The 10,774-nt window shown below is 42.8% G+C and carries 15 protein-coding genes and 1 pseudogene; all 16 read left to right on the forward strand.

Annotated elements, in window-relative coordinates; translation table 11 throughout:
* A pseudogene (locus CS931_RS12985) lies at positions 1-122 on the forward strand (cupin domain-containing protein); the annotation flags it as partial.
* A gap of 72 nt (positions 123-194) precedes the next feature.
* Positions 195-1,055 (forward strand): terminase small subunit, encoded by an 861-nt coding sequence (locus CS931_RS10900; RefSeq protein WP_143826248.1) that lies wholly within the window; start codon positions 195-197, stop codon positions 1,053-1,055.
* Positions 1,045-2,388, forward strand: coding sequence for a PBSX family phage terminase large subunit (locus tag CS931_RS10905; RefSeq protein WP_099205863.1), 1,344 nt, complete (start codon positions 1,045-1,047; stop codon positions 2,386-2,388). Before CS931_RS10900 ends, CS931_RS10905 begins: the two co-directional genes overlap by 11 nt.
* Before the next feature lies 1 nt (position 2,389).
* A complete protein-coding gene (locus tag CS931_RS10910; RefSeq protein ID WP_099205865.1) occupies positions 2,390-3,772 on the forward strand; it encodes a phage portal protein in 1,383 nt (460 codons plus the stop codon).
* A 3-nt stretch (positions 3,773-3,775) separates the two neighbouring features.
* Entirely contained in the window at positions 3,776-5,377 is a 1,602-nt protein-coding gene (locus tag CS931_RS10915) for a phage minor capsid protein (protein WP_099205866.1), read from the forward strand.
* A gap of 1 nt (position 5,378) precedes the next feature.
* Positions 5,379-5,558 (forward strand): hypothetical protein, encoded by a 180-nt coding sequence (locus CS931_RS10920; RefSeq protein ID WP_099205868.1) that lies wholly within the window; start codon positions 5,379-5,381, stop codon positions 5,556-5,558.
* Between the two features lie 61 nt (positions 5,559-5,619).
* Complete coding sequence (locus tag CS931_RS10925) at positions 5,620-5,811, forward strand: hypothetical protein (RefSeq protein ID WP_099205870.1); 192 nt, start codon at positions 5,620-5,622, stop codon at positions 5,809-5,811.
* Between the two features lie 142 nt (positions 5,812-5,953).
* The gene (locus tag CS931_RS10930) at positions 5,954-6,481 is read left to right on the forward strand and encodes a phage scaffolding protein (protein ID WP_159459818.1); all 528 of its coding nucleotides are present in this window, start codon (positions 5,954-5,956) and stop codon (positions 6,479-6,481) included.
* A 3-nt stretch (positions 6,482-6,484) separates the two neighbouring features.
* Entirely contained in the window at positions 6,485-7,663 is a 1,179-nt protein-coding gene (locus tag CS931_RS10935) for a phage major capsid protein (protein ID WP_099205873.1), read from the forward strand.
* A gap of 10 nt (positions 7,664-7,673) precedes the next feature.
* Positions 7,674-8,057, forward strand: coding sequence for a head-tail connector protein (locus CS931_RS10940; RefSeq protein WP_099205875.1), 384 nt, complete (start codon positions 7,674-7,676; stop codon positions 8,055-8,057).
* The gene (locus tag CS931_RS10945; protein ID WP_099205877.1) at positions 8,054-8,464 is read left to right on the forward strand and encodes a DUF6751 family protein; all 411 of its coding nucleotides are present in this window, start codon (positions 8,054-8,056) and stop codon (positions 8,462-8,464) included. Before CS931_RS10940 ends, CS931_RS10945 begins: the two co-directional genes overlap by 4 nt.
* Position 8,465: 1 nt before the next feature.
* Positions 8,466-8,873, forward strand: coding sequence for a minor capsid protein (locus CS931_RS10950; protein WP_099205879.1), 408 nt, complete (start codon positions 8,466-8,468; stop codon positions 8,871-8,873).
* Positions 8,870-9,289 (forward strand): hypothetical protein, encoded by a 420-nt coding sequence (locus tag CS931_RS10955; RefSeq protein ID WP_099205881.1) that lies wholly within the window; start codon positions 8,870-8,872, stop codon positions 9,287-9,289. Before CS931_RS10950 ends, CS931_RS10955 begins: the two co-directional genes overlap by 4 nt.
* A gap of 1 nt (position 9,290) precedes the next feature.
* A complete protein-coding gene (locus CS931_RS10960) occupies positions 9,291-9,800 on the forward strand; it encodes a hypothetical protein (protein ID WP_099205883.1) in 510 nt (169 codons plus the stop codon).
* Positions 9,801-9,802: 2 nt separating this feature from the next.
* Positions 9,803-10,171: a DUF6673 family protein gene (locus CS931_RS10965; RefSeq protein WP_099205884.1), complete on the forward strand. Its 369-nt coding sequence runs from the start codon at positions 9,803-9,805 to the stop codon at positions 10,169-10,171.
* Positions 10,168-10,740, forward strand: coding sequence for a bacteriophage Gp15 family protein (locus tag CS931_RS10970; RefSeq protein WP_099205886.1), 573 nt, complete (start codon positions 10,168-10,170; stop codon positions 10,738-10,740). Before CS931_RS10965 ends, CS931_RS10970 begins: the two co-directional genes overlap by 4 nt.
* Positions 10,741-10,774 lie beyond the last annotated feature (34 nt).

The raw sequence follows: 10,774 nt of genomic DNA on the forward strand, positions 1-10,774 counted from the left end.
CATGGCACAATGTGATTAATACTGGAAATATCCCGCTAAAAATTTATACTATTTATGCGCCCCCTCATCATCCGTGGGGCACCATTCAAAGAACAAAAGCGGATGCAGAGGCAGCAGAATAGTTAAGCAGCGTATCGTTTCGGCGGTGCGCTTTTCTTATACCCGAAAATCAATCACAGGAGGTGGGTGACGATGTGGCGAAAACAGACTTAAAACAAAAAGCAAAAGACCTTTATGACAAGGGTGTTTCTTTAGCTGACATAGCTAATCAGCTAAATATATCTGCCAGTACAGTACGCAGTTGGAAGAGCCGATACAAGTGGGATAGCGTTGCAACAGAACGCAGCGTTGCAGAAAAGCGTTGCAACACAACAGAACCGCCTAAACCGCAACAGCCTCCAGCCGAATTAACAGAGCCTCTAACAGAGAATGAACGCTTGTTTTGTGAAGTATATATGCGAAACAAGAATGCTACTCAAGCTTATTTGAAAGTTTACGGTTGTTCCTATAATTCAGCCATGACAACATCTTGCAACATGCTAAGAAAACCGAAGATTAAAGCCTATCTTAATTATCTCAGAGAGTGTCAAAGGGAGGCTATTAACTTGCAGCCAATTGATATTGTAGAGCGATATATGCATATTGCTTTTTCGGACATTACTGATTTCGTTGATTTTGGGTCTACCGCCTCCCCTGTCTACGATGAAAAAGGTAATATCACTGGATCAAGAGAGAATGAATTTTTCCGACTTTATGATGCTCAAATGGTAAACGGCGGTGTAATCAAAGAGATTAAACAAACACAGAACGGCATTGCGATTAAGCTCGAAGATAGAACCGCTGCTTTATCTTGGTTATCGGACTATTTTGAGATGAATCCGTCCGACCGACACCGCCGTGAATATGACAAGCGCAAACTGGAAATGGAGTTGCTAAGAATGCAATCTGACGTCAAAGAATTGGCAGAAGAAGAAACACTGGATGATGGCTTCACGGCCGCACTTGGAGTAAAAGCAGCAGAAGTATGGAAAAAAGGCGATGACAATGTGGGATAAGATAGATTTCCAAATACAAAAGTTCCGTGAAAATATCTCCAATAATGCTGTGAAACTTCGCAAACAAGTTCGAGAAGGTTTTTTTAAATTCCAACCTTTTTCAAAACGACAAATACAAGTTTTCTCTTGGTGGTTGCCAAGCAGTGGTGTAAGCAGCGCAGAAGGCATTATAGCTGATGGGGCTATTCGTTCAGGGAAAACCCTGTGTATGTCGCTATCGTTTGTTGTGTGGGCAATGGATAGTTTTGACGGTAACAACTTTGCTGTATGTGGCAAAACAATAGGCTCCCTACGAAGAAATGTAATGTTTTGGCTACGACTTATGCTTCGCTCTAGGGGCTACACCGTACAAGACAAACGTTCAGATAATTTGATGGTAGTTCGCCGAAACGGTAAAATTAACTATTTTTATTTGTTCGGTGGCAAAGACGAACGCTCCCAAGACTTAATCCAAGGTATCACCCTAGCGGGCGCTTTTTTCGATGAAGTTGCCCTTATGCCAGAATCGTTCGTAAACCAAGCGACAGCCCGTTGCTCTGTGACTGGTTCAAAGTTCTGGTTTAACTGCAATCCCGAAGGCCCTCAACACTGGTTTTACACTGGATGGATACTTAAGCGCAAGGAACGCCGTATTTTATATCTGCATTTTACAATGGAAGACAATCTTTCGTTATCAGAACAGATAAAAGAACGCTATCGTAATCAATACACTGGTGTTTTCTACGACCGCTATATTCGGGGACTGTGGGTAGTAGCCGAAGGCAGAGTATACCCGATGTTCACAGACAATTCCGACCGTTATATTTTGCGTGGCACTACGCAGGGTATGGACGGTCAATTTTATGTATCTATTGACTACGGCACGGTTAACCCGACTGCTATGCAGCTGTGGCTTGTAAGAGGCAAGGAAGCCATAATGCTGAAAGAGTATTACTTTAACAGCCGTAAAGAGGGACATCAGAAGACTGATGAAGAATATTACAGTGACTTAGAAGAATTTACAGCCGGTTATTATATCCGAAAAATTATTGTTGACCCATCTGCGGCATCGTTCATTGAAACAATCCGCAGACACCGCAAATATAGCGTATGGGAAGCAGAGAACAGCGTTTTAGACGGTATCAGGGTGACAGCCTCACTGCTGACAGGTGGGGTAATTAAAATCCATGAATCCTGCAAAGATACGATTCGTGAATTTGGGCTGTATCGGTGGGACGAAAAGAAAAAGAGCGACACTGTACTGAAAGAGAATGACCACGCTATGGATGCTATGCGTTATTTCTGCTATACAGTTTTAGCCCGAGAATTCAGATGGGCAGAATGGAGGCGATAAATTGTTTGAAAAGATGTTAAAATGGCTCAAGAACTTACTTGACCGAATGTTTGATGAATCCGGCACTTCTGATATTGCTTTATCTGACAGAATGTCCACTGCTATTAATCTTTGGGCGAGTATGTACGAAACTGGTGGACCTTGGGTATCAGAATGCTTACATAGTATGCAGCTGCCGGGTGTGATTGCAGAAGAATTCGCCCGGTTGGTGACAATCGAAAGTGAGATTGATATATCGGGTTCACCGAGAGCCGATTTCATCAATCTGACATTGGAGCCTTTTTTTGATAAGCTTAGAAATTATGTTGAGTTAGGTTGTGCTTTGGGCGGAATTGTATTTAAACCCTATGTGTCCGACGATAAAATCATTATTGATACTGTTCAGGGCGATTGCTTCTACCCTACTCAATTTGATTCCTCCAACCGCATGACAGGGGCTATTTTCATTGAGCAAATACACCGCAAAGGTTTTATCTACACGAGAACAGAATATCACAACTATCAAAACGGCACACACCAAATTAAAAATAGAGCATTCAAAAGTAAATCATCTTTTTCTTTGGGCGAAGAAATTGCACTTACTGATGTGCCTGAATGGGAACAGATTGCTCCTGAACTGACTATTAATTATTGCGATAGACCTTTGTTTGGGTATTTTAAAATACCTTCTGCCAATAAAACAGACCGTCATTCACCTTTGGGCGTGTCAGTCTATTCCAAATCTATCAACACAATTAAAAACGCCGATGAACAGTATGGCCGTTTTCTTTGGGAATTTGAGGGTGGCGAATTGGCGGTTGATGTCGCAGAGGATTTATTGGAACATCAGCCCGACGGCTCTGTCAAAGTGCCAAAAGCGCAAGAACGACTGTATCGAAAAAGGACTGTGCCAACAAAAGACCAGAACTTTTATGAAGTCTTTTCTCCAACTTTGCGTGATGAATCTTTATCCAGAGGGCTTGACCGAATATTAAAGCTGATTGAGTTTCAATGCGGGCTTGCTTATGGTACGATTTCAGACCCACAGACGGTTGATAAAACAGCGACGGAGGTTATTTCTTCCAAGCAACGCAGTTACGTTACAGTAAAAGACATCCAAAAAGCTTTGGAGACGGCCATTGACGATTTAGCTTATGCGGTTGATAAACTGGCCGAAATCTATCAATTAGCCCCGGCGGGTAACTATAAAATCGCCTATGATTGGGATGATAGCATCGTAAATGACCCGGCACTGCGAAAGCAAATGTTTTGGCAATATGTGACGGCTGGCAAGTTCCCATTTTGGAAATACCTTGTAGAATTTGAGGGGTACAGTGAAAAGGATGCCAAAGCGATTGCTGCAGAACAGCAAAGCAGTTTAAAAATGTTCCCCGAGGAGGAATAGCCTATGCTCCCTCCTAATTTCATCGACTATGCCGCCTCTGATGTTTTCGAGCTTTACAATCAACTGGACGAAGCGATTATCAATGACATTGTTCGGCGAATTATCAAGACAGGGAATGTATCGGCAACGGCTGACTGGCAGATTCAAATGTTGCAGCAAGCAGGGCTTTTGCATGAAGATATCATTCGGCTGGTTGCTGAAAAGACGAATGCCAGTATCCCCCATATTCGGTATTTGTTCGAAGACGCCGCCGTTGAATCCATCTCTTGGGACAACGAGATTTATGAGGCGGCTGGCTTATCTCCTCCTGCTTTGCGGCAATCTCCCTCTGCGGTTCGCATACTTAATGCAGAACTGCAAAAGACATATGGGCATCTGCAAAATCTCACGATGACCACAGCCACAACATCGCAAACAGCTTTTATTAATGCTATGACAATGGCAGAGATGCAGGTAAGCAGCGGCGCATTTGATTACATATCAGTGTTGCGAAATACTGTGAGAATCTTAGCACAAACAGGCTCAACGGTGTTATACCCGTCAGGACATATCGATAAGATTGATGTCGCTGCACGCCGAGCAATGCTTACAGGTGTCGGGCAGACAGTCGGGAAAATATCTGAACAGTATGCCGAAGATTTAGGCTGTGACCTCATGGAGATAACAGCTCACGCTGGAGCAAGACCTGATCATGCAGTTTGGCAGGGTAAGATTGTCAGCCGTTCAGGTAGGCGAGGATATTTATCGCTATCTGATATCGGCTATGGCACTGGGGCAGGATTCAAAGGCTGGAACTGCCGGCATGACTGGTTTCCGTTTTTTGAGGGACTTTCTTCCTCTGTTTATCCCCGTGAGAAACTAGAAGAATACGAGAACAGAAAAGTTTCTTTTGACGGTGAGGAAGTCCCTTATTATGAAGCCACGCAAATGCAGCGTAAAATTGAGCGTGAAATCAGGCAGACAAAAAGGGAACTATCCGCATATGATACCGGTATAAAAGAATCTGTTGACGAAAAGATGAAGAACGCTTTCCAAGAGGATTTCAACGCTGCTTCAGTTTCACAGAAGCAGCAAGAATCGGAATTAAAAGATTTTAACGGGCAGACAGGAATTGACAGGCAGCGCAATAGAGAGCAGGCTCTAGGGTTTGACAGGTCTGTTTCTTCAAAAGCTGTTCAAGCTAATAAAAGGGTTGAATCTGCTGCCAACAAGCTGTATAATTTAGGAAGTAGCAAAGCGAATGTTTCAGAGTATTTAAAAGATAAACCGATTCGGGATAAAATTGCATCCAATGAGTACCCTAAAATATTGGATATTGGCAAACAAGGCAAACATATTTTGGGGCATAACAACTATAAAGATGGTCGAAGCTATTTGACGATTTCAGAGGATGAAGCGCAAAAACTTATGACCGAGTTTTCAACTAAAGGTCTGCTTAAAAAAGACAACAAAGGCAAATGGACCCATAAAGAATTTGTTACCTTAGATAAACAAATTGGTTTTGTAGTAGACCTTGAAACAGGTACTAAAACTCCAACGAAACGCTTTTCCATTCACTATAGTAAAAAAGGTTGGCATATGGTGCCGGCAAAGGAGGTTGATTAGATTGACATTAAAAGAAGCGCACGGAAAACAAGTGAAAATTATTTTGAAAGATGGGCAGATATACAGTGGCTTGGCATATGACTATACCTCAGCCTTAGATAATGAGCCTGAACCTGAAAGTATTACCGTTGGGCAAACTGAATTATATGCACCCGAAATCAAATCAATCGAATTAATTTAAACCACCTACTGAAAAGTATGGTGGTTTTCTTGTGCTCATTTTTAGAAAAGGAGTGAGATTTATGAAAGAAAAAATCAAAATTATAAGTGATGGTGCTTACACGAAGGTATTCGTTAACGGTGAATCTGTAGACAATATTGAAAGCATAGTTTTCAAACACAATAGCGAAGAAATTGGTGCCAAACTATCGTTGAAAACTTATCAAAATGGACTTGGCATTAAAACAGAAATATCAGGATTTACACAGGAATAATAAAACTATATCTTAATAATCCTAGTGCCTATGAATTTTCATCGGTGCTATTTTTATACCCAAATTGGCTGACCATGCAAGCCTAATCTGTATGGCATCGGGTGCAAGCAACCACCTAAAACGCTTAGATGACGGAGGTATTATGAAAACAGAGGAATTAACCGCATTAGGACTTACCGAAGAACAAGCCACCCAAGTTTTTGCTATGCATGGTAAGGAACTCACCAAACTGCAAAACAATGTTACCACTCTCACGACAGAGCGTGACGGATATAAAACCCAGCTGGACACTGCAAACACAAAGCTAACGGGGTATGATCCCGAGTGGAAAACCAAAGCTGACACAGCACAGCAAGATGCCCAAAAACAGCTTGAAGCCCTCAAATTCGATTACGCTTTGAACGATGCTCTGAAAGCTGCTAAAGTGCGTGACACCGTATCGGTTAAAGCACATTTGAAAAAGGATGCTTTAAAGCTAGACGGTGACAGCGTTTTAGGCTTAAAAGAACAGCTTGAGACACTGAAAACCGAGAAAGACTTTCTTTTTGAAACCGAGGAAAAACCGCCGAAATTTTCTACAGGTACTCCCGGTGTTCAAACAGATACAGAAAAAGGCAAGGAGGCTGCCAACAACGCCCTCCGACAATTATTCGGAAGAAATGGAGATTAAACTATGAGTATTATTAGCAGAGATAAAGCGGAGGCTCTTATCAGAGAGCAGCTTGTCAACACAATTTTTCAGGACGTACCGAAGCAATCCTCTGTGCTGTCAATGATGAGGAAACTTCCCAATATGACCAGCAAGCAAACCAAAATTCCCGTCTTGGATATGCTGCCTATGGCATACTGGGTAAACGGTGATACAGGCATGAAACAGACCTCTCAGCAAGCTTGGGATAATGTCTATTTGACAGCCGCTGAACTAGCCGTCATCGTGCCTATTCCCGAAGCTGTACTGGATGATTCATCATTTGATATCATCGGTGAAACCACTCCTCGAATCAATGAGGCTATGGGACTAAGGGTTGATCAGGCAATTGCATTTGGCATTAACCGTCCGAACGAATGGCAGTCTGACATTATTACACTGGCCAGACAAGCAGGTAACAACGTTTCAGGCGGCATTACCTATGACAGCATTATGGGAACTGACGGCTTGATTGCCAAAGTTGAAGAATCCGGTTACATGGTAAACGGCATTTTGGCTTCTATGCGTTCTCGTGCTGCTCTGAGAGGAATTAAAGATACTGCCGGACATCCCTTGTTCGTATCAGATATGAAAGGCTCTACCCCCTACGCATTGGACGGCTCTCCCCTTACTTTCCCACAGAACGGAAGCTTTGACCAGTCTACTGCACAGATGATTGCAGGTGCTTGGAATCAGGCTGTCTATTCTATCCGTCAGGATATCACAGTCAAGATTCTTGATCAGGGTGTTATTCAGGACCCCACAACCAAGGAAATTGTCTATAACCTTGCGCAGCAGGATATGATTGCGATTCGTGTCGTCATGCGTTTGGGTTGGGCTTTGCCAAATCCTGCAAGCAGAATTAACGGCGACCGCACCAATATTCCGTTTGCTTACATTGAAGCCGGTACACCTGTAACGGATTATACTGTAACTTTCACAGTGGAAGACAACGCAGCAGAACCGGAAGCAATCGCAGGTGCTAGAATCGACGTTAACGGCGCACGCAAAACCACAAAGGCAGACGGCACAGCAGTATTTAACTTGCGCCCGGGTACCTATCCTGCAACAATCAAAAAGTCTGGGCATGTAACGCAGAGTGTCACGGTAACAGTTGCAAGTGCTGCTGTATCGCAGGACATCACTTTGCCGATTGTTCAATAAGAGGTGCTAAATGTATGCAGATTTTGAATTCTATCAGAGCTCCTACGGGAGCTCTTTGATTTCACAGGAAGAGTTTATGGCATTGGAGCGGCAAGCTTCGCTTCATGTCGATTTACTCACTTTTAACCGATTAAAAAACGGTTGGAACGTGACAGATGATGTAAAAACCGCTGTTTGCGCTGTGGCTGAGGTTGTAAAGAAATATGAGGCTGTACATGCACAGGCAATCACCGCTGTGGGAATCAAAAGCGAGAATAACGATGGCTACAGCGTTTCTTATCAAGATAGTGCTGATATCAAATCAGCTATGCAATCGGCTATGACCGATGCTGCTTATCCGTATCTGATTTACACCGGATTAATGGACAGAGGAATTGGTAGGTGCTGCCGATGATTACCAACGCAGACATTACGATTTACAACAAATATTATGACCGCACCACAAGAAAAGATATTTGGCTGAAAACGCATATTCATGGCGTGAGCTGGTACGGCGGTCAGAAAGTCACTGTCGCAGACAAAGGGCTTTTATCCGCTGACAGCTATACGGTGCGCATACCCCTTGAATCTGCCCCACAGGGCAAGTCTTTTGTGTTATCCGATGAATTTGCCAAGCTTGATGAAACAGGCTTAAACAGCCATTGGACGCTCCAAAATGGAGATGTTATCTGTCAAGGAGAACGAACAGAAGACATTCCTCTCACAAAGGAAGCTTTATCCTGTGGGCGATTTGTTGTGACTGGCTGGAGCGATAACAGGCGTGGCGGTTTACAGCACTGGAAAGTGGAGGGAGGTAAATGATATGGCGATTAAATCAATCATAATCAAGACCCCTAGAGGACAGATAGTAAACGTCACTGGCAAAGGCGGTTCTGTTAAGGCTAAATTCGAGTGGAACAAAGAATTCGGCGCACAGAAAACAGAGTTGTTTTCTAAAGCACAAAAATTCCTCGATTCGGAGGTTTTACGGACTACATCGCCGTATGTGCCACTTGACACCAGCATGTTATCAAAATCAGGACAACTAGGCACGACAATCGGCAGTGGCGAAGTCAATTATATTGCTCCTTATGCAGCACAACAGTATTATGGCACGGCGCAAACTAGGGCTTATGGCTCACAGCGTGGTGGCAAATGGTTTGAACGCTCTAAAATCGACAACAAGGAACAGTGGATTGCAGGAGTAAAAAAGATTGGCGGTGGAAAATGACAATCATTCAAGGATTGCAGGAGTTCTTTCTCTCCTGTCCCCTCATGGGGGATAACAAAATCAATGTAGATTATTTACCAGAGGACGGCATTCAGTATTCTATCAATACTAGTCCGGCAACAGCGATTATTAAGACATACACAGACGGCAGCACGATGAGACAATATGAATTCGATATATCTTCTGTGAATCCGTACAGCTCCAACGAATTACAGAGCATTGCAAACAGCGGATTTTATGAGGAACTATCAGACTGGCTTGAACAACAGAACCGCATTCAGAATTTCCCTATATTGCCCAGTGAAAAAACGCCGATTAAAATCGAAACGCTTTCTACTGGATACTTATTCACAACGACACCTAAATCTGGAAGGTACCAGATTCAGTGCAGACTAATTTATTTACAGGAGGCTTAACATGGCTAACGAAAAAGGTACACCTATTTTTAGAAATCTCATCGCTGATTATTTGGATATTGGCACGGAAACGACACCTGACATTCACGTCATGAGCGTGTTTGAAACAATTGACGAATCTCCACAAGCTCAGACGGTGGAGAAACATTATACATCTGACAAGTCTGCTACTACCATCACCACTGGCTATCAATCGCAGTTCCCTATCACAGGTGACAGATATAAGGATAATAAAGTAACAGATTTCATTGCAAAAATCGGTGAGGAACAAAGACTCGGCGTGCAATGCGATTATTTCCGTGTCAATCTGTTCCAACCGATTGCTGCTAAAGCAGATACCTACTATGCAAGAAAATTTGTTGTAGGTTTCGCTATCGACACACTAGGCGGAGCGGGCGGTGAAATTGCCACGGTTGAGGGCAACATGAATGCTATCGGTGACGTTGTGATTGGCGAGTTTAACATCAAAACCAAAACGTTTACAGCGGCAAGCGAAGAGGGGACTGAATAATTATGGCTATTATTAAAATCAATGAGGTTGAGTTTGAATATAATGCTTTGGATGCAGCAGCAGTGGAGAAAACGGAAACCGCTATGGATAAGGTTATAGCAGAGGCATCGGAAATTAAAGCCGATAAATCTTTGAAATTATCGCAAGCTATTCGAGCGATATGTGGAACTGTTTTTGAATGTTTCAATGCCTTATTTGGTGAGGGAACAGATAAAAAAGTTTTCGGCGAATCCTGCGATATGGGCAAGGCGCTTGACGCTTTTGGACAGCTGACAAACCAAATTAAAACTGCAAATGCTGGTATTGAGGTAGAATCAATCGTACAAAAATATATGCCGAATCGTCAGCAACGCAGAGCTGGCAAAAAATGAATCTATTAACAGAAATTGCCCCCCAGTCGGTAAGGATTGAGGGGCAAGACTATTTTTTTGATGCAGACTTTCGGAACGTTATCAAGTTTGAAATGCTGATGGAAGATTCTACTATCGATGAACAGACAAAAGGCTTTCTTGCTCTGAATCTATTCTTTGAAGATATTCCGACTGATATTGCCAGTGCCTTCGACTGCATTTTGAGTTTGTATTCCCCCGAAGCCGAAACAGACAATAAAAAGACAGGTACAGGCAAGCAAAAAAGAATCTATTCTTTTGAGCATGATTCTGATTATATCTATGCTGCGTTTTTAGCTGATTATGGTATCGATTTGCAAGAAACAGAATACCTGCACTGGTGGAAATTTCGCGCGTTATTCAAAGGTTTGAAGCCTGACAACATGATATGCAAAATCATGGAATACCGGGCGGCGGATTTATCCAAACTGAAAGGCGAAGAAAAGAAATTCTACCAACGTATGCAACGACAGTTTGCTTTGCCTATATCGAAATCAGAACAAGAGAAACTTGATGTTGTGGCTGATTTTTTGATGGGTGGGAAAGAGTGATTTATCTTGACGAAAAATTACTACAAATGTATAA

Origin of the sequence: Scatolibacter rhodanostii, assembly GCF_900197595.1 — a bacterium.
Classification (GTDB): Bacteria; Bacillota; Clostridia; order Oscillospirales; family Acutalibacteraceae; genus Scatolibacter; species Scatolibacter rhodanostii.

Bases quoted from the DNA above. Each gene is read 5' to 3' on its own strand.
- CS931_RS10905 (WP_099205863.1), top strand. From the start codon at position 1,045: ATGTGGGATAAGATAGATTTCCAAATACAAAAGTTCCGTGAAAATATC.
- CS931_RS10915 (WP_099205866.1), top strand. From the start codon at position 3,776: ATGCTCCCTCCTAATTTCATCGACTATGCCGCCTCTGATGTTTTCGAG.
- CS931_RS10925 (WP_099205870.1), top strand. From the start codon at position 5,620: ATGAAAGAAAAAATCAAAATTATAAGTGATGGTGCTTACACGAAGGTA.
- CS931_RS10930 (WP_159459818.1), top strand. From the start codon at position 5,954: ATGAAAACAGAGGAATTAACCGCATTAGGACTTACCGAAGAACAAGCC.
- CS931_RS10935 (WP_099205873.1), top strand. From the start codon at position 6,485: ATGAGTATTATTAGCAGAGATAAAGCGGAGGCTCTTATCAGAGAGCAG.
- CS931_RS10940 (WP_099205875.1), top strand. From the start codon at position 7,674: ATGTATGCAGATTTTGAATTCTATCAGAGCTCCTACGGGAGCTCTTTG.
- CS931_RS10945 (WP_099205877.1), top strand. From the start codon at position 8,054: ATGATTACCAACGCAGACATTACGATTTACAACAAATATTATGACCGC.
- CS931_RS10950 (WP_099205879.1), top strand. From the start codon at position 8,466: ATGGCGATTAAATCAATCATAATCAAGACCCCTAGAGGACAGATAGTA.
- CS931_RS10955 (WP_099205881.1), top strand. From the start codon at position 8,870: ATGACAATCATTCAAGGATTGCAGGAGTTCTTTCTCTCCTGTCCCCTC.
- CS931_RS10960 (WP_099205883.1), top strand. From the start codon at position 9,291: ATGGCTAACGAAAAAGGTACACCTATTTTTAGAAATCTCATCGCTGAT.
- CS931_RS10965 (WP_099205884.1), top strand. From the start codon at position 9,803: ATGGCTATTATTAAAATCAATGAGGTTGAGTTTGAATATAATGCTTTG.
- CS931_RS10970 (WP_099205886.1), top strand. From the start codon at position 10,168: ATGAATCTATTAACAGAAATTGCCCCCCAGTCGGTAAGGATTGAGGGG.